Source organism: Pseudomonas sp. VA159-2 (assembly GCF_024126635.1).
GTDB lineage: Bacteria > Pseudomonadota > Gammaproteobacteria > Pseudomonadales > Pseudomonadaceae > Aquipseudomonas > Aquipseudomonas muyukensis.
Map to the genome: position 1 here is coordinate 91,384 of NZ_JAMYBV010000014.1, position 22,677 is coordinate 114,060.

Genomic DNA, 22,677 nt, shown 5'->3' on the forward strand with positions numbered 1-22,677 from the left:
CGGGAGCGAGGACCACCCGCATGACGCAGCAGGGAATGCCCATCCGATGGGCGCTGAAAGGCGGGTGCGTCTGGAGGTCGAGGCGGTTTACCGTCGTGACTCCCGGCGCATCCTCGCGACCCTGATTCGGCTTTTGGGGGACTTCGACCTGGCCGAGGAGGCCATGCACGATGCTTTCTTCATTGCCGTCGAGCGCTGGCAGCGCGACGGCATCCCGGACAACCCGCGGGCCTGGCTGGTCTCTGCCGGCCGCTTCAAGGCCATCGACGCCTTGCGCCGGCGGGCGCGCTTCGACCGCTCCCAGGCCGATCTGATCATGCTGCTCGAGGGCCAGGCGCAGGATCCGGGCGATGCGCAACTGCTGGCCGACGATCGCCTGCGGCTGATCTTCACCTGCTGTCACCCGGCGCTGGCCGCGGACGCGCAGGTGCCATTGACCCTGCGCGAGGTGTGCGACCTGACCACCGAGCAGATCGCCCACGCCTTCCTGCAGAGCCCGGCAACCATCGCCCAGCGCATCGTGCGCGCCAAGGCCAAGATCCGCGAGGCGAAGATTCCCTACCAGGTGCCCGAGCGGGCCGAGCTGCCCGAGCGCCTGGAGACGGTACTGCGGGTGATCTACCTAGTGTTCAACGAAGGCTACTCAGCGTCCTCGGGCGATGCTGTGACCACCGGCGAACTGATGGACGAGGCCATTCGCCTGGGCCGGCTAGTGGCGCAGCTGCTGCCCGATGCCGAGGTGCTCGGGCTATTGGCGCTGATGCTGTTGCAGGCTTCGCGGCAACAGGCCCGCAGCGACGCAAGTGGCGAGCTGGTGCTGCTCGACGAGCAGGATCGCCGGTTGTGGGACCGGGCGCAGATCGACGAGGGTTGCCAGTTGCTGCAGCAGGCGCTGCGCAGTCCCCAGATCGGCCCCTACAGCTTGCAGGCGGCAATCGCTGCGGTGCATGCCGAGGCGCCCAGTGCCGAGGCGACCGATTGGCACGAGATCGTCGGTTTGTACGAGGTGCTGCAACGGCACTGGCCGTCGCCGGTGGTGGAGCTGAACCGGGCGGCGGCGTTGGCCAGGCGCGATGGCGCGCAGGCGGGGCTACAGGCGGTCGAGGCGATCCTCGCGCGGGGGGAACTGGGCGACTATCACCTGGCGCATGCCGCGCGGGCCGAGCTGCATCGGCAGTTGGGCAACCTTGAGCAGGCCCGCGCCGCCTGGCAGCAGGCGCTGGCGCTGACCCGCCAGGGGCCGGAGCGCCGGCATATCGAGCGACGCTTGCGCGAGCTGGGGTGAGCGCCTACCGGTAATCTGTAGGAGCGGCCTTGCCGAGGCGTCGGACCGGTCGGAAAGGGCTGCGTAGCGACCCGATTCAGTGTTGATGCAAAGAGCGCCGGGGCCGCTTTGCGGCCCTTTCGCGACACCAGGCCGCTCCTACAGTGACCGTGTGAGCCGCTGTGCTTTCAGCTGGCGACGAACGCCGGCGGGCTGACCAGCTCGACGGTCTGCTGCTTGCGCGGCGCGAGGATTTCAGCCTCGCCAGCCACCACCAGCTCGTCGTTCTGGTTGTACACGTTGGTGGCGATCCGCACCTTGAACTTGGGCAGCTTCTCGAGGATTTCCAGGCGCACGGTCAGGGTGTCGCCGATCTTCACCGGCTTCTGGAAGCTCATCTGCTGGCCCAGGTAGATGGTGCCAGGGCCAGGCAGGGTGCAGGCCACCGCGGCGCTGATCAGCGCGCCGCTGAACATGCCGTGGGCGATGCGCTCCTTGAACATGCTCTTGGCGGCGAACTCGGCGTCCAGGTGCACCGGGTTGTGGTCACCGGACATGGCGGCGAACAGCTGGATGTCACGCTCTTGCACGGACTTCTTGTACTCGGCTTTCTGGCCGACTTCGAGGGCTTCGTAAGGCGTGTTGCTGACCTGGGTCATCAGGGCTTCCTTGTGGGGCGGCGAGGGCGGCTATCATTCGCTGCGGGCAGGGCGGCCAAGGGCCAGCGCCTGCTCCAGCCAGCCGATGATATCGGCGCAGACCTCGTCGCGATGGGTTTCGTTGAGCACTTCGTGCCGTGCACCGGGGTAAAGGCGCAACTGTACATGACAGTTGCCGGTCGCGCGCAGGGCGTCGGCCAGACGGGTGAGACGCTTGCCGGCACTCACCGGATCACATTCGCCGCCCATCACCAGCATCGGCAGGTTCGGATCGATCTGCGCCAGCTGCCGCGCCTGGCTGATCTGCGCCAGGCCTTGCAGGAGATCGAGCCATAGCTGGTTGCTGCAACGAAAGCCGCACAGCGGGTCGGCGATGTACTTGTCCACCTCGGCCTCATCGCGGCTGAGCCAGTCGAACGCGGTGCGGTTGGGCTTGAACGCCTTGTTGAACGAACCGAACGACAGCCAGTCGATCAGCGCGCTCTTGCCCAGCGGGCCCTGGCGCCAGGCCTCGAGCCGGGCGATCAGGCGCGCGGCGCGGTACAGCGTTGCCGGCTGGAAGTTCGAGCCGCTGAGGATCGCCCCCTGCAGGCTGGCGCTGTGGTGCAGCAGGTAGGCCTGGGCGATGTAGCTACCCATGCTGTGGCCGAGCAGGAACAGCGGCGTGCCGGGAAACTGCTGGCCGCTGTGCTGGGCCAGCAGCCCCAGATCGTTGACCACGGCATTCCAGCCATTGTGTCGGGCGAACAGGCCCAGGTTGCCCAGCTCGGCGGTGCGGCCATGGCCGCGCAGGTCAGGGGCGAGCAGGGCGAAACCTGCGGCATTGAGCGCCAGGCCCAGGCGCTGGTAGCGCCCGGCATGCTCGGCCATGCCGTGGGCCAGCAGCACCACGGCCTTGACCGGCGTGGTCGGCAGCCATTGGTGCACGTACAGGCTGCAATGCTCGCTGGCGGGCAGCCAGAAGGCGTCATGGGGCATGGCGGGTCCTTGCGCGCTGGGGGTGGTCAACAGTGTATGCGCAAAGCGGCCGATTGCAGGAAGGGCAGAAAAGAGATTCACAATGTTAATGGCGGCACTTGGCGTATTTGCCACCTTCGGCATTGCTGCTAACGTCGGCTGAACGCCTTTTTGCCATCAGGCAACCAGGTCAGGGACGGTCCCGGCAGAGGAACAACAATAAATGCAAGCCGATTTCTGGAATGACAAGCGCCCGGCGGGCGTGCCTTCGACCATTGACATGAATGCCTACACCTCGGTCGTCGATGTCTTCGAGCGCTCCTGCAAGCGCTTCGCCGACCGCCCGGCGTTCAGCAACCTGGGCGTCACCCTCAGCTACGCCGAGCTTGAGCGTCATTCGGCAGCCTTCGCCGCCTGGTTGCAGCAGCACACCGACCTGCAGCCGGGCGACCGCATCGCCGTGCAGATGCCCAATGTCCTGCAATACCCCATTGCCGTGTTCGGCGCCATGCGTGCCGGGCTGGTGGTGGTCAACACCAACCCGCTGTACACCGAGCGCGAGATGCGCCACCAGTTCCAGGACTCCGGCGCCCGTGCCCTGGTGTTCCTCAACATGTTCGGCAAGCGGGTCCAGGAGGTGCTGGCGGACACCGCCATCGAGTACCTGATCGAGGCGAAGATGGGCGATCTGCTGCCGGCGGCCAAGGGCTGGCTGGTCAACACCGTGGTCGACAAGCTGAAGAAGATGGTGCCCGCCTACCAGTTGCCCCAGGCCGTGTCGTTCAAACAGGTGCTGCGCCAGGGGCGCGGGTTGCTGCACAAACCGGTGCCGCAGGTGCTCGATGACGTCGCCGTGTTGCAATACACCGGCGGCACCACGGGCCTGGCCAAGGGCGCCATGCTCAGCCACGGCAACCTGGTGGCCAACATGCTCCAGGTGCTGGCCTGTTTCGGCCAGCACGGGCCGGATGGCCAGCCACTGATCAAGGAAGGGCAGGAGGTGATGATCGCGCCGTTGCCGCTGTACCACATCTATGCCTTCACCGCCAATTGCATGTGCATGATGGTCACCGGCAACCACAACGTGCTGATCACCAACCCGCGGGATATCCCGGGCTTCATCAAGGAGCTGGGCAAGTGGCGCTTCTCGGCGCTGTTGGGCTTGAACACGCTGTTCGTCGCGCTGATGGACCACCCCGGCTTCAAGTCGCTGGATTTCTCGGCGCTCAAGGTCACCAACTCCGGTGGCACCGCGCTGGTCAAGGCCACCGCCGAGCGCTGGGAGGCGCTCACGGGCTGTCGCATCGTCGAAGGCTACGGGCTTACCGAGACCTCGCCGGTGGCCAGCAGCAACCCCTATGGCCAGCTGGCGCGTCTGGGCACTGTGGGTATCCCGGTACCGGGCACCGCGTTCAAGGTGATCGACGACGAGGGCAACGAACAACCCTTGGGCGAGCGTGGCGAACTGTGCATCCAGGGCCCGCAGGTGATGAAGGGGTACTGGCGCCAGCCCGAGGCCAGCGCCCAGGCGCTGGACGCCGAAGGCTGGTTCAAGACCGGCGATATCGCGGTGATCGAGGCGGATGGCTTCACCCGCATCGTCGATCGCAAGAAGGACATGATCATCGTCTCGGGTTTCAACGTGTACCCCAACGAGATCGAGGATGTCCTGATGAGTCACCCACAGGTGGCCAGCTGCGCGGTCATCGGCGTGCCGGACGAGCGCACCGGCGAAGCGGTGAAACTGTTCGTGGTGCCGCGTGCCGGCGGGGTGAGCGTCGAAGAGCTCAAGGCCTTCTGCAAGGCCAACTTCACCGGCTACAAGGTGCCCAAGCACATCGTGCTGCGCGACTCGCTGCCGATGACCCCGGTGGGCAAGATCCTTAGGCGCGAGCTGCGGGATATCGCCTGAGGCCGCAAGGCCGATGAGCACTTGTGGAGGGGGGTGTGGGAGCGGACTTGCGGTGCGAGGGAAGTATCGCCTGGCAAGCCCGCTCTCATAGTTAAGGCAGATGGCTCTAGCACGAGGTTTTCAGGCGAATTCGCGACATTTTGTACAAATACTCTAAAAATGACCTGAAGGTTTCTTTGAGTCATTTTTGTGACCATGCGGGCCGCTTTGGCCTCTAGGCGACCCCTGGCAAAGCTGTTACTCTCGGCGCGCTTTCAGATGATCCGGTTTGCAATGAACCGTCATCCCATATCAATAATAAGCGCATCGACGCGTACCGAATTCGCTGTTGCTGAAGGAGCGGGCTTCCATGATCGAACATTTTTGGAAGGATAAGTACCCAGCCGGAATTACGGCGGAAATCAATCCTGACGAATTCCCCAATATCCAGGCGGTGCTCAAGCAATCCTGCCAACGCTTTGCCGACAAACCGGCCTTTAGCAACCTGGGCAAGACCATCACCTACGGCGAGCTGTATGCCCTGTCCGGCGCCTTCGCCGCCTGGCTGCAACAGCACACCGACCTCAAGCCTGGCGATCGCATCGCCGTGCAACTGCCCAACGTCCTGCAGTACCCGGTCGCCGTGTTCGGCGCCATGCGTGCCGGGCTGATCGTGGTCAACACCAACCCGCTGTACACCGCCCGCGAGCTTGAGCACCAGTTCAACGACTCCGGGGCCAAGGCCCTGGTGTGCCTGGCCAACATGGCGCACCTGGCGGAAAAGGTCGTGCCCAAGACCCAGGTCAAACACGTCATTGTCACCGAAGTGGCCGACCTGTTGCCACCACTCAAGCGCCTGTTGATCAACAGCGTGATCAAGTACGTGAAGAAAATGGTCCCGGCCTACAACCTGCCGCAGGCCGTGCGTTTCAACGACGCGCTGGCGCTGGGCAAGGGCGGGGCGGTCACCGAGGCCAATCCGCAGCCCAACGATGTTGCCGTGCTGCAGTACACCGGCGGCACCACCGGGGTGGCCAAGGGCGCCATGCTGACCCACCGCAACCTGGTGGCCAACATGCTGCAGTGCCGCGCGCTGATGGGGGCCAACCTGCACGAAGGTTGCGAGATCCTGATCACCCCGCTGCCGCTGTACCACATCTATGCCTTCACCTTCCATTGCATGGCCATGATGCTGATCGGCAACCACAACGTGCTGATCAGCAACCCGCGCGACTTGCCGGCCATGGTCAAGGAACTGGGCAAGTGGAAGTTCAGCGGCTTTGTCGGCCTGAACACCCTGTTCGTGGCCTTGTGCAACAACGAAGGGTTCCGCAACCTCGACTTCTCCTCGCTGAAGATCACCCTGTCCGGTGGCATGGCCCTGCAGTTGAGCGTGGCCGAGCGTTGGAAGGCCGTCACCGGCTGCGCCATCTGCGAAGGCTACGGCATGACCGAGACCAGCCCGGTGGCGGCGGTGAACCCGAGCGAGGCCAACCAGGTCGGCACCATCGGCATTCCGGTGCCGTCCACCCTGTGCAAGGTCATCGACGACAACGGCCAGGAACTGCCCCTGGGCGAGGTCGGTGAGCTGTGCGTGAAGGGCCCGCAGGTGATGAAGGGTTATTGGCAGCGTGATGAAGCGACCGCCGAGATCATCGACAGCGAGGGTTGGCTGAAGACCGGCGATATCGCCCTGATCCAGCCGGACGGCTACATGCGCATCGTCGACCGCAAGAAGGACATGATCCTGGTCTCGGGCTTCAACGTGTACCCCAACGAGCTCGAAGACGTGCTCGCGGCCCTGCCGGGCGTGCTGCAATGCGCGGCCATCGGTATTCCCGACGAGAAGTCCGGCGAGGTGATCAAGGTGTTCATCGTGGTCAAGCCGGGCATGACCCTGACCAAGGAGCAGGTGATGGAGCACATGCGCGCCAACGTCACCGGCTACAAGGTGCCGAAGGCCATCGAGTTCCGCGATGCCCTGCCGACCACCAACGTCGGCAAGATCCTGCGTCGCGAATTGCGTGACGAAGAGCTGAAGAAGCAGGGCCTGAAGAAGATCGCCTGATCCGCAGCCTGCGCGATCGTTGTGGGGGCGGCCTTGCGTCGCGAAACGGTCGCGAAGCGGCCCCAGGATATCAGCGATAACGCGTCAATCGATGGGGGGGCTTCGCGCCCCTTTCACGACGCAAGGCCGCTCCCACAGAGAGGTTGTGCAGGGTTAAGACTCAGCGCAATTTCTCGAGCATCTGGTAGTACCACATCCCCGCCGCCAGCAGCGGGTTGCCCAGCAAGTCCCCCATCGGCACCTTGATGTGCTTGCACGCCGCGAAGGTGTCGAACTTCTCCAGCGTACCGGTCAACGCCTCGGCCATGATCTCGCCCATGATATGGCTGGTGGCGATGCCATGCCCGGAATACCCCTGGCAGTACCAGACGTTGTCCGACAGCTTGCCCAGTTGCGGAATGCGGTTGACCACGATGCCCATGGCGCAGCTCCACTGGAACTCGATCGGCACGCCCTTGAGCACCGGGAAGGTGCGTTCGATGCACGGGCGCAGCTCGCCTTCGATGTCCCGCGAGTCGCGCCCGGAGTAGTTGGCGCCGCCGCCGAACAGCAGGCGCTTGTCGGCTGTAAGGCGGTAGTAGTCGAGGACGAAACGGCAGTCGTACACCGCCAGGTCCTGTGGGTTGATCTGTTCAGCCAGCTCGCCCAGCGGCGCGGTGGTGACAATGCCGCCCATGGCCGGGAAGATCTTGCCCTTGAGCTGGCGCTTTTCCAGCTTGTGGTAGACGTCGCCGGCCAACATTACCTGGCGCGCCTCGATCCGCCCCTGGGCGGTGACCACCGCCGGGCGCGGGCCGTGGACGATCTCCAGCACTTCGGAATTCTCGAACACCAGCGCGCCGAGGTCATGGGCGGCGCGGGCCTCGCCCAGGCACAGGTTGAGCGGATGCAGGTGCAGGTTGCGGCGGTTCTTCAACGCGCCCAGGTACAGCGGGCTGTGCAGGTGCTGCTGCATGGCGTCGCGGTCGAGCAACTGCACCAGCTCGCCCATGCCGCGGCGCTGGGCTTCGGCCTCGAAGGCGCGCAGTTCGGTCATGTGCGACGGTTTCATCGCCGCGTGCAGGTGGCCGTGCTTGAGGTCGCACTGGATACCGTAGCGCTCGACGCGCTGCTCGATGATCTGGTGGCCGCGCCAGCGCAGGTGCCAGATGAAGTCGTCCACCTCGGCGCCCAGGCGGTCGCGCATCTGCGTGCGCATGGCCTCGTCGCCCGACAGGCTGCCGGTGACCTGGCCACCGTTGCGCCCGCTGGCGCCCCAGCCGATGCGGTTGGTCTCGACGATGGCCACCTTCAGGCCACGCTCGGCCAGCTCCACCGCAGTGGCCACGCCGGTAAAACCGCCGCCGATGATCGCCACGTCCACCTGCACCGTGCCCTTGAGTGTGGGGTATTCGGTGGTGTCGTTGAGGGAGGCGCTGTAGTAGGAAGGCGCGCGCTGGGCCGGCCCGTTGTTCACTGCTGCGTTCATGGGTGTTCCTTGTCGTGATTCGGGGTTCAGGCCTGGTGCAGGTACCAGCGCCAGTCCTGTTCGCCGACCTCGGCCATGAACTGGCGGTGCTCGGCGCGCTTGACCTTCAGGTACACACCGAGGAAGGCCTCGCCCAGCGCCTCCCGGGCCCAGGTCGATTGCTCCAGGGCCTGCAGGGCGGTCAGCCAGTCGCTGGGCAGGTACTCGCTGGCCTGGGCATAGCCGTTGCCTTCGACCGGCGCGCCGGGATCGAGCTGTTCGCCGATGCCCTGGTGCGCGGCGGCGAGGAGCGCGGCGGCGGCCAGGTAGGGGTTGGCATCGGCGCCGCAGATGCGGTGTTCGACATGGCGGCTGGCCGCCGGGCCACCGGGCACCCGCAGGCTGACGGTGCGGTTGTCCACGCCCCAGGTCGGTGCCAGTGGTGCATAGCTGTTGGCCTGGAAGCGGCGGTACGAGTTGGCGTTTGGGCAGAACAGCAACAGCGATTCACGCAGGTGGCGCAGCATGCCCGCCACCGCCTGGCGCAACAGCGGGGTACCGGCCTTGTCCTGGCTGGCGAACAGGTTGTTGCCGGCGGCATCGGCCAGGCTCAGGTGCATATGCATGCCGGTGCCGGCCAGTTGGGCGAATGGCTTGGCCATGAAGCAGGCCTGCATGCCATGGGCATTGGCAATGCCCTTGACCAGGCGCTTGTAGCGCACAGCCTGGTCCATGGCCTGCAGCGCGTCACCGTGCTCCAGGGTGATCTCCACCTGGCCGGGCGCGTACTCGGAGATCGCCGTGCGCGCCGGAATGCCCTGGGCCTTGCAGGCAGCATAGAGGTCGGCGAGGAAGGGTTCGATCTGCTCCAGCTCGCGCAGGCCATACACCTGGGTCCCGCGCGGCCGTCCACCGTCGCTGTCCAGCGCCGGCTGTGGCCGACCTTGGGCATCGCGCTGCTGGTCGAGCAGGTAGAACTCCAGCTCGCAGGCCATTACCGGGTGGTAGCCGTCGGCCTTGAGCGCGTCGATGACCTTCAGCAGCACATGGCGCGGGTCCGCCACGCTGGCCGGCAGGCCTTCGCGGGGGTGCATGCTGACCTGCACGGCGGCGGTCGGCACCCGGCGCCAGGGCAGGCGCACCAGGCTGCCATCCAGCGGGTAGGCGCGGCAGTCGATGTCGCCGACGTCCCAGACCAGGCCGGAGTCTTCGACATCGTCGCCATTGAGGGTCAGGCCGAGGATGGTGCTGGGTAGCGGGCGGCCGCTTTCGAACACCGCCAGCAGTTCCTCGCGGTGCAGCAGCTTGCCGCGGGGCACGCCGTTGGCGTCGAGGATGAACAGTTCGATCAGTTCGATATCGGGGTTGTCGGCCAGGAAACGCCTGGCGTGCTCGGCAGGGGCAAAGTGCATGGTGGATTCGCTCTAGGACACGCAGGACCGCCGCGCAGGCGAGCGGTCAGGCTGAGACAATCGGCCGATGAGGGCCGGGTCGGGTCAGGGGGGCGTGAGCGAAGTGTCCGGTGGGCGCGCATGGCGGCAATGCCACAGGGCCCAGAAGGCAAGAATGATGTGCACCAGCGGATTTTCGCCGGCACGGACCCTGGCCTTCGGCAGCGAAGGTTGGGGCAGCGGGCGGGCGATCATCGTGTCGGCAAGCATCGCTCGATACTCACATGGTCGGTAAGGTTGATTAAATCAGTGAATGGCGACGTTCATTCCGGTGAGCGCTAAACATTGGCAAGGCTTGCCCGCCGCTTCGCAGGCGCTTGGGACGCTGCCCGCCGCTGAACGGCGGGCACAGGCAGCATCAACTTCGCAAATCTGCGACAATCCTGCTTCTTACGCCTGCCGATCATGAAAAAGCAGCACTCGCCTGCATCATTAAAAAGCCCCATGACAGACCACGCCATCGAACAACTGCTGAACAACCTCGACCACGCCATGATCGCCGACCGTCACCGGTTGCGCCGACAACTGCACGAGCTGCGCAAGCGCCCCGACGAGGGCAAGCTTGCACAGTGGGTCGAGAGGGTCCAGGCGTCCTGTGCCCAGGTGACCGCACGCCAGCAGAGCGTGCCGCACATCCGCTACGACGACAGCTTGCCGATCGCCGCCAAGCGCGACGAGATCAAGAAGGCCCTGGCCGAACACCAGGTGCTGGTGATCGCTGGCGAAACCGGTTCGGGCAAGACCACCCAGCTGCCGAAGATCTGCCTGGAGCTGGGCCGCGGCAGTCATGGCCTGATCGCCCATACCCAGCCCCGGCGGATCGCCGCGCGCAGCGTCGCGGCGCGGGTCGCCGAAGAGCTGGGCACGCCGCTGGGCGCGCTGGTCGGCTATCAGGTGCGTTTCGAGGACCAGAGCGACTCGAACACCCTGGTCAAGCTGATGACCGACGGCATCCTGCTGGCCGAGACCCAGCACGACCGCTTTCTCGAGCGCTACGACACGATCATCGTCGACGAAGCCCACGAGCGCAGCCTGAACATCGATTTCCTGCTCGGCTACCTCAAGACCCTGCTGCACCGTCGCCCGGATCTCAAGCTGATCATCACCTCGGCGACCATCGACTTGGAGCGTTTTTCCCAGCACTTCGACGGTGCGCCGATCATCGAGGTGTCCGGCCGTACCTACCCGGTGGACACCTGGTATCGGCCGCTGACCAGCGAGCAGGACGAGGAGGGCAACCAGCTCGAGGAGGACCTCTCGGTCGACCAGGCGATCCTCGCCAGCCTCGACGAGATCGCCCAGCACGAACGCAGCCAGGGCAAGGGCCCGGGCGATGTGCTGGTGTTCCTGCCCGGCGAGCGCGAGATCCGCGATGCCGCCGAGATCCTGCGCAAGGCGCAGTTGCGCCACACCGAGATCCTGCCGCTGTATGCGCGGTTGTCGCCGGCCGAGCAGCAGAAGATTTTCCAGTCCCACAGCGGGCGACGCGTGGTGCTGGCGACCAACGTTGCGGAAACCTCGCTGACCGTGCCGGGCATTCGCTACGTGATCGACAGCGGCACCGCGCGCATCAGCCGCTACAGCTACCGCGCCAAGGTCCAGCGCCTGCCCATCGAGGCGGTGTCCCAGGCCAGCGCCAACCAGCGCAAGGGCCGCTGCGGCCGGGTCGAGCCGGGCATCTGCATTCGCCTGTACAGCGAGGAAGACTTCAACGGTCGGCCGGCGTTCACCGACCCGGAGATCCTGCGCACCAACCTGGCCGCGGTGATCCTGCAGATGCTGCACCTGCGCCTGGGCGCGATCGACGCCTTCCCGTTCATCGAGCCGCCGGATGGCAAGGCCATCAGCGACGGTTTCAACCTGTTGCAGGAGCTTTCGGCGGTCAATCGCGAGAACCAGCTGACCCCGCTGGGGCGCCAGCTGGCGCGCCTGCCGATCGACCCGCGGCTGGGCCGCATGCTGCTTGAAGGCGCCCGCCAGGGCAGCTTGCAGGAGGTGCTGGTCGTCGCCAGCGCGCTGTCGGTGCAGGATCCGCGCGAGCGCCCGCCGGAGCGCCAGCAGGCCGCCGACCAGGCCCATGCGCAGTGGAAGGACGTCGATTCCGACTTCGCCGCACTGGTCAACCTGTGGCGCGGCTTCGAGGAGCAGCGCCAGGCGCTGACCGCCAACCCGCTGCGCAACTGGTGCCGCAAGAACTTCCTCAACTACCTGCGCCTGCGCGAGTGGCGCGACGCCCATCGCCAGTTGGCGCTGATCTGCCGCGACCTGCAGTTGGCGGTGAACAAGGAGCCGTGCACCTACCAACCGCTGCACAAGGCCATCCTCAGCGGCCTGCTCAGCCAGATTGGCCAGAAGACCGAGGAAGGCGACTACCAGGGCGCGCGCCAGCGGCGTTTCTGGATTCACCCGTCCTCGGGCATCGGCCGCAAGCGCCCGCAGTGGGTGATGGCCGCGGAGCTGGTGGAAACTACCAAGCTGTACGCGCGCGTGGTGGCCAAGATCGAGCCGGACTGGATCGAGCCGCTGGCCAGCCACCTGATCAAGAAGAACCACTTCGAGCCGCACTGGGAGAAAAAACGCGGCCAGGTGGTGGCCTACGAGCAGATCACCCTGTACGGGCTGATCCTGGTCGGCCGGCGCCCGGTGCATTTCGGCCCGATCGACCCGGTCACCTCGCGCGAGTTGTTCATCCGCGAGGGCCTGGTCGGCGGCGAAATCCAGTCGCGGGCCAAGTGCCTGGCGGCCAACAAGCGCCTGCTCGAGCAGCTCGACGCGCTGGAGGCCAAGGCCCGCCGGCGCGACATTCTTGCCGACGAGGAGACGCTGTACGCCTTCTATGAGGCGCGCCTGCCCGAAGAGATCCACCAGACCGCGACCTTCGACAGCTGGTACCGGATGAACAGCCAGAAGGATCCGAACCTGCTGATCATGCGCGAAGAGGACGTGCTCGCCCGCGAGGCCAGCGAGGTCACCGCCGCGCAGTACCCAGACCACCTGCAGGTGGGCGAGCTGCGTTTGTCGCTGAGCTACCACTTCGAGCCCAACCACCCGCGTGACGGCGTGACCGTGCGGGTGCCGGCGCCGCTGTTGCCGAACCTGCCGGGCGAGCGCCTGGAATGGCTGGTGCCAGGCTTGCTGGAGGCCAAGTGCATCGCCCTGGTGCGCAACCTGCCCAAGGCCCTGCGCAAGAACTTCGTGCCGGTGCCGGACTTCGTCAAGGCGGCGCTGGCGCGCATGAGCTTCGGCCAGGGCGGGCTGCCGCAAGCATTGGGCCAGGAGCTGCTGCGCATGACCGGCGCGCGGGTGTCCGATGAGGCCTGGGCGGAAGCTGCCGGGTTGGTGGAAGGCCATCTGCGCATGAACATCGAAGTGGTCGATGCCCAGGGCAAGTTCCTCGGCGAAGGCCGCGACCTGGCCGAGCTGACCGCGCGCTTTGCCGCCGCCAGCCAGGCCGCGCTGGCCCTGCCGCGCAGCGACAAGGCCGAACAGCCGGTACAGGCCAAGGCTTTCGCGCAGGTGGCGCAGACCGCGCAGCAGAAGATCGCCGGGTTGTCGATGACGGTTTACCCGGCACTGGTCGAGGACAATGGCACGGTGCGCGAGGGGCGCTTCTCGACCCAGGCCGAAGCCGAGTTCCAGCACCGTCGCGCCTTGCAACGCTTGTTGCTGCAGCAGTTGGCGGAGCCGGCCAAGTTCCTGCGCGGCAAGCTGCCGGGGCTGACCGAGCTGGGGCTGCTGTACCGTGAACTGGGACGGGTCGAGGCGTTGGTCGAGGATATTCTCCTGGCCAGCCTTGACAGCTGTGTGCTGGAAGGCGAAGACCCACTGCCGCGTGATGGCGCGGGCCTGGCCTCGCTGGCCGAGCGCAAGCGCGGCAACTGGACCGAGCACGCCGAACGCCTGGCCCGCCAGACCCTGGAGGTGCTGAAGCTGTGGCATGGCCTGCAAAAGCGCTTCAAGGGCAAGATCGACCTGGCCCAGGCGGTGGCGCTCAACGACATCAAGCAGCAGCTGGCCAACCTGGTGTACCCCGGCTTCGTGCGCGAGACACCAAGTGCCTGGTTCAAGGAACTGCCGCGTTATCTCAAGGCGGTGGAGCTGCGCCTGGAAAAACTGGGTTCGCAGGTGCAGAAGGACCGGGTGTGGAGCGGCGAACTGGCCAATTGCTGGGCCCAGTACCAGGCCCGCGCCGACAAGCATGCCCAGGAAGGCAAGCGCGACGAGCAGTTGACCCTGTACCGCTGGCTGCTGGAGGAATACCGGGTGTCGTTGTTTGCCCAGCAGTTGGGTACCAAGGTGCCGATTTCCGACAAGCGACTGAGCAAGCAGTGGAGTCTGGTGGAAGCCTAACCTCGCTGATTTGTGGCACACTTGCAGGAAGTTGCGGCCGCATGGCGGCCCATTCGCTGGCAAGCCAGCTCCTACAGGTTTATCGCCGATTCTGAAGTCGGTGGTGGTCCTGTAGGAGCGGGTTTACCCGCGATCGAGGGCAAAGCCCTCGCCAATACGGATTATTACGATTGCAAACTGGTACCAAGGTGCCAGTATCGAACCCCAATTTTTGGCCTGCGCCCGTCCGGCGCCGGCCCCAGACCAGAGGAACGACCGTGCACAACGTCGTGATCAGCGGCACCGGCCTGTACACCCCGGCCCAGAGCATTTCCAACGAAGAACTGGTGGAATCCTTCAACGCCTGGGCACAGCGTTTCAACCGTGACAACGCCGCCGCCATCGAACGTGGCGAGGTCGAGGCGGCGCCGCTGTCCGACGCCGCCTTCATCGAAAAGGCCTCGGGCATCAAGAGCCGCTTCGTCATGGACAAGGCTGGCATTCTCGACCCGCAACGCATGAAGCCGCGCTTGCCCGAGCGCAGCAACGACGAGCAATCGATCCTCTGCGAGATGGGCGTGGCCGCTGCCCGCCAGGCCCTGGAGCGTGCCGGTCGCACCGCCGCCGATGTCGACGGGGTGATCGTCGCCTGTTCCAACCTGCAGCGCCCGTACCCGGCCATCGCCATCGAAGTGCAGCAGGCGCTGGGCATCCAGGGCTTCGCCTTCGACATGAACGTGGCCTGCTCGTCGGCCACCTTCGGTATCCAGACCGCCGCCAACAGCGTGCAGTTGGGCCAGTCGCGCTCGGTGCTGGTGGTCAACCCGGAGATCTGCACCGGCCACCTGAACTTCCGCGACCGTGACAGCCACTTCATCTTTGGTGATGCCGCCACCGCCGTGCTGGTCGAACGGGCCGACCTTGCGACTTCGCAGCATCAGTTCGATATCGTCAGCACCAAGCTGCTGACCGCGTTCTCCAACAATATCCGCAACAACTTCGGCTTCCTCAACCGCGCCGCCGAAGAGGGCATCGGTGCCCGTGACAAGCTGTTCGTGCAGGAAGGCCGCAAGGTGTTCAAGGAAGTCTGCCCGATGGTCGCCGAGCTGATTGGCCAGCACCTGGCCGAGAACGACCTGCAACCGTCTGACGTCAAGCGCTTCTGGCTGCACCAGGCCAACCTGAGCATGAACCACCTGATCGTCAAGAAGCTGCTGGGGCGTGAAGTGGCCGAGGAAGATGCGCCGGTGATCCTCGATCGCTATGCCAACACCAGTTCGGCCGGTTCGGTGATTGCCTTCCACCTGTACCAGGATGACTTGGCGACAGGCTCGCTGGGTGTGTTGAGCTCGTTTGGCGCGGGGTATTCGATCGGCAGCGTGATCCTGCGCAAGCGGTGATTTTCAGTTCGAGAATGCCGGGGCCGCTGTGCGGCCCTTTCGCGACACAAGGCCGCTCCTACAGGAGAACGCATTTGCCTGTAGGAGCGGCCTTGTGTCGCGAAAGGGCTGCGAAGCAGCCCCGGCTTTCTGACAGGTAAACAAAAAAAACGGGAAATGCCGGATGGGGTCGGCATTTCCCGCTTCAGCGTGGAGCAAGGGAGCGTAACGCTTAGAACTTGGCTTCCAGGTCGACCTGCAGGGTGTCGACGTCAGCATTGCTGTTCGGCAACTGCGACAGGTCGGTCTTGGCCATCAGGTAGGCCGCGCCCAGCGAGAAGTTCTTGTCGATCTCGTAACCCACCTTGAACTTGTGGCCGCGCGAGCCGGTGAAACCTGCGCCGAAGTCGGAGTCGGTGAACAGGCTGACCACGGCGTTGCGCTGCACATCGCGGTAGTTGTAGTCCAGGTTCCAGGCGCCGACCTTGGTTTTCAGACCGGCCAGCCAGGCCTTGTCTTCGCCGTCGGTGCTTTCGGTGTTCTTGACGAACTGGCCATATGCCGACAGCGGGATGGCGAAGCCGGTGAAGTCCACCTGGCCAAAGCCTTCCACCAGGTTGAACTCGTCGGTGGTGTTGCCGAAGCTGCGCAGCACGGCCGACTTCTTGTCGTTGTCGAAGCCGTAGATGCTGCCGCCCACGGTGACCTTGACGGTATCGGCGGCATTGAACTTGGTGCCCAATTGGCCGTGGTACAGCTGGGCGTCGTGCTTGAACTGCACGCCGTCGCCGTCGACGTTGTCCTTGAGGGTGTAGTGGCCGGCGCTGCCGAACAGCTCGGCGGCACCCAGGTTGGTCTTGTAGGTGACCGCCACGCCTTCAGGGTTGATGTCGCTGTCCCAGATGACGTCGCCCATGCTCACCCATGGCTGCATCATCTTGCCGCCGATCAGGTGCAGGTTGGGCACGGCGGTCGGGTGCCAGTCGAGGTAGGCGAGGTCGACCCACAGCGATTTCTTGTCGAAGTAGTTGTCCAGGCTCTGGTTGGTCGAGCGGGCGTCCGAGCTGCTGCCGGTGGCCACGCGGATACCGGCGTCGACCTGCGGGTTGATCTCGCTGTAGAAGCCGACCCGGGCGCGCACGCGCTCGCGGTCCTGGTTGCCGCTGCGGCTGTTGGGGTTGTCGACGTTGACGTCTTCGTAACGCAGGCGCACATCACCCTTGATCTGGGTCTTGGCGGCCCATGCCACTTTTTGTTCGAAGGAGCTCAGACGCTCGGACTGGGCTTTCTGGTCGGCCTTTTCCTTGGTTTCCTTTGCCAGGTCGCCCTGCAGTTCGTTGTACTGCGCCTGGTTGATCGAGCCATTGGCGCGGAGCATTTCGAGCAGCTTGGCGTCGACAGCAGCACTGGCCGGAGTACTCAGAGCCAGCATCATGCCGGTGAGGCTCACTCCAGTAAGTGTAGAAACAAGACGCATAAGGTTCTCCCTGTTGGAAAAAGTGGGGAGGCTCAAGCGCCCGCCCCCAAGTTGGCATGTCTTCGGAAAGGGCCTGACTAGACAGGTTCTGGGGTTCCGGAAAACAGGCGCAAGTATTGCGGGGGTGGATGACAGAATAATGTCTAAACAGTGGCACTGTTGTTAAGTCAGCGGCCTGTCATTTGAGTGTCGCCGGCGACTTGGCAATACTGGCACTCTCTCTTCAGCGAGTTGCAAACGTGATCAGCCTCCACAGCCTTGCCCATCTGCGCGACCTGCCGGCGACCACCTGGGATGCCCTGGTGCCCGATGCCCAGCCGTTTCTGCGCCATGCCTTTCTCACGGCCATGGAGGACAGCGCCAGCGTAACCCCCGACACGGGGTGGGCTGCCGAGCACCTGGTGCTGGAGCGCGACGGTGAAGTGCGCGCGTTGCTGCCGGCCTACCGCAAGTGGCATTCGTTCGGCGAGTACGTGTTCGATCATGGCTGGGCCGACGCCTGCGAGCGGGCTGGCATCGCCTACTACCCCAAGTTGCTTGGCGCCGTGCCGTTCAGCCCGGTGAGCGGGCCGCGGCTGCTGGCCGCCGACCCGGCCGAGGGCCTGCTGCTGTTGCAGGCGATCCCGGAGTATCTGGGCAAGGGTGGGTTGTCCGGGGCGCACATCAATTTCACCGACCCCGTGCTGGATCAGGCCATTGGCGCTCTGCCCGGCTGGATGGAGCGCCTGGGCTGCCAGTTCCACTGGCGCAACCCCGGCTACCGGGACTTCCAGGATTTTCTCGACCGCCTCAGCTCGCGCAAGCGCAAGCAGATGCGCAAGGAGCGCGAGCAGGTGGCGGGGCAGGGCATCGACTTCGCCTGGTACCGGGGCGAACAGTTGAGCGAGGCGCAGTGGGATTTCGTCTACCGCTGCTACGCCAACACCTATGCGGTGCGGCGGCGTGCGCCGTACCTGACCCGGGCATTCTTCAGCCTGGTCGCCGAGCGCATGCCCGAGGCCATCCGCGTGGTGATCGCCCGGCAGCAGGGGCGGGAGGTGGCGATGGCGTTCAGCCTGGTGGGGGGCGACAGCTTGTATGGTCGCTACTGGGGCTGCCTGGACGAATTCGACCGGCTGCACTTCGAGACCTGTTTCTACCAGGGCATGGACTTTGCCATCGCTGAAGGCTTGCAGCGCTTCGATGCCGGGGCCCAGGGCGAACACAAGCTGATTCGGGGGTTCGAGCCGGTGATCACGCGCTCGTGGCATTACCTGCTGCACCCAGGGTTGCGTCGGGCGGTCGCGGATTTCCTGCGCCAGGAACGCGAAGGGGTGATGGCCTACGCCGAGCAGGCGCGGGAAATGTTGCCGTACCGCCAGGTTTGAAGTGTCTGGCCACACGCTATCCCTGTAGGAGCGGCCTTGTGTCGCGAAAGGGCTGCGTAGCAGCCCCAGGATTTCAGCGTTGACACAAAGACCGCCGGGGCCGCGTTGCGGCCTTCTTGCGGCACAAGGCCGCTCCCACAGGGGCCGCGCCCAACTCAATCGACGCCGACGAACCCGCCGGTCTGGTGGTGCCACAACCGTGCATACAACCCATGCTGCGCCAGCAGTTCGGCGTGGCTGCCGCTCTCGACGATGTGGCCCTTGTCCAGCACGATCAAGCGGTCCATGCGGGCGATGGTCGACAGGCGGTGGGCGATGGCGATCACCGTCTTGCCCTGCATCAGGGTTTCCAGGCTCTCCTGGATGGCTGCCTCGACCTCCGAGTCCAGTGCCGAAGTGGCTTCGTCCATGATCAGGATCGGTGCGTTCTTCAGCAGCACCCGGGCAATGGCGATGCGCTGGCGCTGGCCGCCGGAAAGCTTCACTCCACGCTCGCCGACATGGGCGTCGAACCCGCTGCGCCCCTGGGCGTCGGACAATTGCGGGATGAACTCGTCGGCCCGAGCCCGGCGCACCGCTTCCCAGACCTCCTCGTCAGTGGCGTCGGGGCGGCCGTACAGCAGGTTGTCGCGGATCGAGCGGTGCAACAGCGAGGTGTCCTGGGTGATCATGCCGATCTGCGCGCGCAGGCTGGCCTGGTTGACCTCGGCGATGTCCTGGCCATCGATGAGGATGCGCCCGGCCTGCACGTCGTACAGGCGCAGCAGCAGGTTGACCAGGGTCGACTTGCCGGCGCCGGACGGGCCGATCAGGCCAATCTTCTCGCCCGGGCGGATGTCCAGGTTGAGCGCGTCGATCACCTGGCTGCCCTTGCCGTAGTGAAAGCCCACGTGCTCGAAGCGCACGCCGCCCTGCCTGACCTTGAGCACCGGCGCCTGGGGCTTGTCGCTGACGCTGACCGGCTGGGCAATCGTCTGCAGGCCGTCCTGGACCATGCCGATGTTCTCGAAGATGCCGTTGACCACCCACATGATCCAGCCCGACATGTTGACGATGCGGATCACCAGGCCGGTGGCCAGGGCGATGGCGCCGACGGTGATCGACGCCTGGCTCCACAGCCACAGGGCCAGGCCCGTGGTGCACACCACCAGCAAGCCGTTGAGCGAGGTGATGACCACGTCCATGCTGGTGATCACCCGCGCGGCCAGCTGGGTCTTCTCGGTCTGTTCGCTGATCGCCTCGCGGGCATACTGCTGCTCGTAGTCGGTGTGGGCGAACAGCTTGAGGGTGGCGATGTTGGTGTAGCCGTCGACGATGCGCCCCATCAGCTTGGAGCGGGCGTCGGAGGAAATCACCGAACGCTCCTTCACCCGTGGCACGAAGTAGTACAGCGCGCCGATGTAGCCGGCGATCCACACCAGCAACGGCACCATCAGCCGCCAGTCGGCCTCGGCGAACAGCACCAGCGCGCTGATGGCGTAGATCAGCACGTGCCACAAGGCATCCACCGCCTGTACCGCCGAATCGCGCAGCGAGTTGCCGGTCTGCATGATGCGCTGGGCGATGCGCCCGGCGAAGTCGCTCTGGAAGAAGTTCAGGCTCTGCTTGAGCACGTAGGTGTGGTTCTGCCAGCGGATCAGGCTGGTCATGCCCGGGCTGATGGTCTGGTGCACCAGCAGGTCATGCAGGCCGAAGAATACCGGCCGCAAAACCAGCACCACCACCACCATCCAGATCAGCTCGCCGCTGTGCTCGCTGAAGAAGTTGGCGTTGGGGGTGCCCTGGGCCAGGTCGATGATGCGGCTCAGGTAGCTGAACAGCGCCACCTCGATCAGCGAGGCGACCAGGCCGACGATCAGCAGGGCGAGGAAGCTCGGCCAGACCTGGCGCAGGTAGTAGAGGTAGAAAGGCCAGACCTTGCCGGGAGGCGCCTCGCTGGGCGCCTCGCGGAAAATATCGATCAATTGCTCGAAACGACGGTACAGCATGGGTGACAAGACTCCTGTATGACCCGACCCACGTCCCTGTGTGGTGCGTGGTCAGTCGATGCGTTTGGCCGACTTGATGTACACCGGGTCGGCCGGGACATCGCGCATGCCTTTTTTGACGGTGGTGGGCGAGTTGACGATCTGGTCGACCACCTCCATGCCCTTGGTGACCTTGCCGAACACCGCGTAGCCACGGTCGCGGCCCGGGTTGAGGAAATCGTTGTCGGCGACGTTGATGAAGAACTGGCTGGTGGCCGAGTTCGGGTCGGAGGTGCGTGCCATCGACAGGGTGCCGCGGGTGTTCTGCAGGCCGTTGCTGGCCTCGTTGCGGATCGGATCCTGGGTGCTCTTTTGCACCATCTGGTCGGTGAAGCCGCCGCCCTGGACCATGAAGCCTGGGATCACGCGGTGGAAGATGGTGTTGTTGTAGAAGCCGCTGTCGACGTACTGGAGGAAGTTCTTGGTACTGATCGGGGCTTTTTCTGCGTTCAGCTCGATCTCGACCTGGCCGAAGCTGGTGTCCAGCAGCACGTGCGGGGTCTTGTCCGAGGCCATGACGCTGGTGGCGAAGGCGACCGAACAGGCGGTGAGCAGAAGTTTTTTCAGCATGGGCTCAAAGATCCTTGAGAGGTGGAAGCGGCTGCGAGGAACTGCAGCAGGGTACGGTTGAAGACTTCGGGTTGATCCAGGGGCGTAGCGTGCCGCGAATCGGCGATGACCGCCAGCCTGGCGTTGGGCATCAGGGCGACGTAGCGCTCCTTGAGTTGTATCGGTGTGTAATCGTGATCAGCGGCGATCACCAGCGTGGGACAGTGGATCTGGCCGATGCGTTCCTGCACGCCCCAGTCGACGATGGCGTCGAAGCTTTTCAGATACGCGCGCTTGTCGTTGCGCGCCCAGCGCTCGGCCATCTTGCGCCGTAGCTCGGCTTGCTGCGGCTTGGGAAACAGCCGCGCGGCCAGGCCCTTGCCCACCGTCTCGACGCTGAGCAGCCGCGCCAGGCCCCAGCGCTTGAGCCACCAGAGCCAGTCGCTCGGGGTACGGCGCTTCACTTCTGGGGCGCTGTTGACGATGCACAGGCTGCGCAGCCAGTCGGGGTGATCGACGGCAAGCTGGAAACCGAGCATGCCGCCCATGGACAGCCCGACGAAATGCACCGGGCCGCAGCCCAGGTGCTGGAGCAAGGCCAGCAGGTCTTCGCTGAAGGTCTTGATCTGGTAGCCCCGGCGCGGCTTGGACGATTGCCCGTGGCCGCGGATGTCCATCAGGATCACCCGGTAGTGGCGGCTGAACTCGGGTACCTGCAACTCCCAGTCCTGGCTGCTCGAACCCAGCCCGTGCAGTAGCACCAGGGGCTCGCCCTGGCCATGTTCCTGGTAATGCAGCAGGCATCCGTCGTGTTCGAAACAGGCCATGGGCGCGATCCTTTCAGGCTTGCGGGGGAGCGGCGAAGGGCACGTCCAGCGGCGCGGTGTCGAAATTGCGCAGCAATTCGATGAGGATCTGCGTGGCCGGGCCCAGGGTCTTTTCCTTGCTCGAGTAAAGGTAGAACAGTGGGTGGCGGCTGCCACCCTGATCCAGCGGCAGCGGCTTGAGCACGCCTTCGCGCAGCTCGCGCTCGATCATGTGCCGGGGCAGCCAGGCGAAGCCCAGGCCGCTGCTGACGAAGGTCGCGGCGGTGCCCAGGCTGCCCACCGTCCAGCGTTGTTCGGCGCCCAGCCAGCCGACGTCGCGCGGCTGGGCGCGGCCGGAGTCGCGGATCACCACCTGCAACTGGCTTTCCAGGTCCTGGAAGGTAATTTCGCGGCCCATGCGGTGCAGGGCATGCTCGGGGTGGGCGACGGCGATGAATTCCACCGGGCTCAGTTCGGTACCCAGGTAGCCGCCGATGTTGAAGCTGCTGATGGCCAGGTCGGCGATGCCTTCATGCAGCACCTCCTCGACCCCGGACAGCACCTCTTCGCGCAGGCGCACGCGGCAGCCGCGGCTCTGCGGCATGAACGCGCTCAGGGCGCGCACCAGGCGGGCGCTGGGGTAGGCAGCGTCGACCACCAGGCGCACCTCGGCTTCCCAGCCCTGTTCCATGTGGTGGGCCAGGTCTTCGAGCTGGCTGGCCTGCTTGACCAGTTGCCGCGAGCGCCGCAGCAGCACGCTGCCGGCCTCGGTCAGCACCGCCTTGCGCCCGTCGATGCGCAGCAGCGGCACGCCCAGTTGCTCCTGCATGCGCGCCACGGTGTAGCTCACCGACGACTGTGAGCGGTGCAGGGCCTCGGCGGCCTGGGCGAACCCGCCGTGATCGACCACCGCCTGCAGGGTCCGCCACTGATCCAGGGTTACGCGCGGCGCTTTCATCTATGGCTCCTGTTGTCCTAAGCTGCGCTCTTCTCAAGGAGAGCGCCC

At 65.2% G+C, this 22,677-nt stretch carries 15 protein-coding genes; 6 read left to right on the plus strand and 9 right to left on the minus strand.

The genetic code is table 11. The features are described from left to right. Positions 1–46: 46 nt before the first annotated feature. Positions 47–1,285 carry an RNA polymerase sigma factor gene (locus NJG22_RS15565; protein ID WP_253095719.1) on the plus strand — a complete coding sequence of 413 codons (1,239 nt, stop codon included), beginning with the start codon at positions 47–49 and terminating at the stop codon, positions 1,283–1,285. A gap of 167 nt (positions 1,286–1,452) precedes the next feature. Here NJG22_RS15565 and NJG22_RS15570 read toward each other — a convergent pair whose 3' ends face one another. Both NJG22_RS15570 and NJG22_RS15575 read right to left on the minus strand, forming a co-directional pair. Then, the gene (locus NJG22_RS15570) at positions 1,453–1,923 is read right to left on the minus strand and encodes a MaoC family dehydratase (protein WP_134693593.1); all 471 of its coding nucleotides are present in this window, start codon (positions 1,921–1,923) and stop codon (positions 1,453–1,455) included. Positions 1,924–1,956: 33 nt separating this feature from the next. Next, positions 1,957–2,901 (minus strand): alpha/beta hydrolase, encoded by a 945-nt coding sequence (locus NJG22_RS15575; RefSeq protein WP_253095720.1) that lies wholly within the window; start codon positions 2,899–2,901, stop codon positions 1,957–1,959. 202 nt (positions 2,902–3,103) lie between these two features. On the opposite strand from NJG22_RS15575, the gene fadD2 reads away from it, so the two are divergent. Both fadD2 and fadD1 read left to right on the plus strand, forming a co-directional pair. Next, positions 3,104–4,792: a long-chain-fatty-acid--CoA ligase FadD2 gene (gene fadD2, locus NJG22_RS15580; protein ID WP_253095721.1), complete on the plus strand. Its 1,689-nt coding sequence runs from the start codon at positions 3,104–3,106 to the stop codon at positions 4,790–4,792. A gap of 349 nt (positions 4,793–5,141) precedes the next feature. Continuing rightward, entirely contained in the window at positions 5,142–6,839 is a 1,698-nt protein-coding gene (gene fadD1, locus NJG22_RS15585) for a long-chain-fatty-acid--CoA ligase FadD1 (protein WP_217849207.1), read from the plus strand. A 160-nt stretch (positions 6,840–6,999) separates the two neighbouring features. On the opposite strand, the gene NJG22_RS15590 is transcribed toward fadD1, so the two are convergent. Both NJG22_RS15590 and NJG22_RS15595 read right to left on the minus strand, forming a co-directional pair. After that, positions 7,000–8,307, minus strand: a complete 1,308-nt coding sequence (locus tag NJG22_RS15590; RefSeq protein WP_253095722.1) for an FAD-binding oxidoreductase — start codon at positions 8,305–8,307, stop codon at positions 7,000–7,002. A gap of 26 nt (positions 8,308–8,333) precedes the next feature. After that, positions 8,334–9,698, minus strand: coding sequence for a glutamine synthetase family protein (locus NJG22_RS15595; RefSeq protein WP_253095724.1), 1,365 nt, complete (start codon positions 9,696–9,698; stop codon positions 8,334–8,336). A gap of 483 nt (positions 9,699–10,181) precedes the next feature. Here NJG22_RS15595 and hrpA point away from each other — a divergent pair, with 483 nt between their 5' ends. After that, positions 10,182–14,087 carry an ATP-dependent RNA helicase HrpA gene (gene hrpA, locus NJG22_RS15600; RefSeq protein WP_253095726.1) on the plus strand — a complete coding sequence of 1,302 codons (3,906 nt, stop codon included), beginning with the start codon at positions 10,182–10,184 and terminating at the stop codon, positions 14,085–14,087. Positions 14,088–14,344: 257 nt separating this feature from the next. Continuing rightward, positions 14,345–15,466: a beta-ketoacyl-ACP synthase III gene (locus tag NJG22_RS15605; RefSeq protein ID WP_253095728.1), complete on the plus strand. Its 1,122-nt coding sequence runs from the start codon at positions 14,345–14,347 to the stop codon at positions 15,464–15,466. 211 nt (positions 15,467–15,677) lie between these two features. Here the strand turns inward: NJG22_RS15605 and NJG22_RS15610 are convergent, their stop codons facing one another. Further along, entirely contained in the window at positions 15,678–16,922 is a 1,245-nt protein-coding gene (locus tag NJG22_RS15610) for a putative porin (protein ID WP_253095730.1), read from the minus strand. 239 nt (positions 16,923–17,161) lie between these two features. Between NJG22_RS15610 and NJG22_RS15615 the strand changes: the two genes are divergently transcribed. Beyond that, positions 17,162–18,289, plus strand: coding sequence for a GNAT family N-acetyltransferase (locus NJG22_RS15615; protein ID WP_253095732.1), 1,128 nt, complete (start codon positions 17,162–17,164; stop codon positions 18,287–18,289). A gap of 155 nt (positions 18,290–18,444) precedes the next feature. Here the strand turns inward: NJG22_RS15615 and NJG22_RS15620 are convergent, their stop codons facing one another. The 4 genes from NJG22_RS15620 to NJG22_RS15635 are packed head-to-tail and all read right to left on the minus strand — an operon-like array spanning position 18,445 to position 22,629. Beyond that, a complete protein-coding gene (locus NJG22_RS15620) occupies positions 18,445–20,277 on the minus strand; it encodes an ABC transporter ATP-binding protein (protein ID WP_253095734.1) in 1,833 nt (610 codons plus the stop codon). Between the two features lie 51 nt (positions 20,278–20,328). Next, the gene (locus NJG22_RS15625; protein ID WP_094010027.1) at positions 20,329–20,886 is read right to left on the minus strand and encodes a peptidylprolyl isomerase; all 558 of its coding nucleotides are present in this window, start codon (positions 20,884–20,886) and stop codon (positions 20,329–20,331) included. Next, entirely contained in the window at positions 20,880–21,692 is an 813-nt protein-coding gene (locus tag NJG22_RS15630; protein WP_253095735.1) for an alpha/beta hydrolase, read from the minus strand. The genes NJG22_RS15625 and NJG22_RS15630 overlap by 7 nt, the downstream gene beginning before the upstream one ends. Positions 21,693–21,705: 13 nt before the next feature. Beyond that, positions 21,706–22,629, minus strand: coding sequence for a LysR family transcriptional regulator (locus tag NJG22_RS15635; RefSeq protein ID WP_186661216.1), 924 nt, complete (start codon positions 22,627–22,629; stop codon positions 21,706–21,708). Positions 22,630–22,677: the final 48 nt, after the last annotated feature.

Coding starts and splice junctions, on each gene's coding strand:
- NJG22_RS15565 (WP_253095719.1), top strand. CDS start 47: ATGGGCGCTGAAAGGCGGGTGCGTCTGGAGGTCGAGGCGGTTTACCGT.
- NJG22_RS15570 (WP_134693593.1), bottom strand. CDS start 1,923: ATGACCCAGGTCAGCAACACGCCTTACGAAGCCCTCGAAGTCGGCCAG.
- NJG22_RS15575 (WP_253095720.1), bottom strand. CDS start 2,901: ATGCCCCATGACGCCTTCTGGCTGCCCGCCAGCGAGCATTGCAGCCTG.
- fadD2 (WP_253095721.1), top strand. CDS start 3,104: ATGCAAGCCGATTTCTGGAATGACAAGCGCCCGGCGGGCGTGCCTTCG.
- fadD1 (WP_217849207.1), top strand. CDS start 5,142: ATGATCGAACATTTTTGGAAGGATAAGTACCCAGCCGGAATTACGGCG.
- NJG22_RS15590 (WP_253095722.1), bottom strand. CDS start 8,307: ATGAACGCAGCAGTGAACAACGGGCCGGCCCAGCGCGCGCCTTCCTAC.
- NJG22_RS15595 (WP_253095724.1), bottom strand. CDS start 9,698: ATGCACTTTGCCCCTGCCGAGCACGCCAGGCGTTTCCTGGCCGACAAC.
- hrpA (WP_253095726.1), top strand. CDS start 10,182: ATGACAGACCACGCCATCGAACAACTGCTGAACAACCTCGACCACGCC.
- NJG22_RS15610 (WP_253095730.1), bottom strand. CDS start 16,922: ATGCGTCTTGTTTCTACACTTACTGGAGTGAGCCTCACCGGCATGATG.
- NJG22_RS15620 (WP_253095734.1), bottom strand. CDS start 20,277: ATGCTGTACCGTCGTTTCGAGCAATTGATCGATATTTTCCGCGAGGCG.
- NJG22_RS15625 (WP_094010027.1), bottom strand. CDS start 20,886: ATGCTGAAAAAACTTCTGCTCACCGCCTGTTCGGTCGCCTTCGCCACC.
- NJG22_RS15630 (WP_253095735.1), bottom strand. CDS start 21,692: ATGGCCTGTTTCGAACACGACGGATGCCTGCTGCATTACCAGGAACAT.
- NJG22_RS15635 (WP_186661216.1), bottom strand. CDS start 22,629: ATGAAAGCGCCGCGCGTAACCCTGGATCAGTGGCGGACCCTGCAGGCG.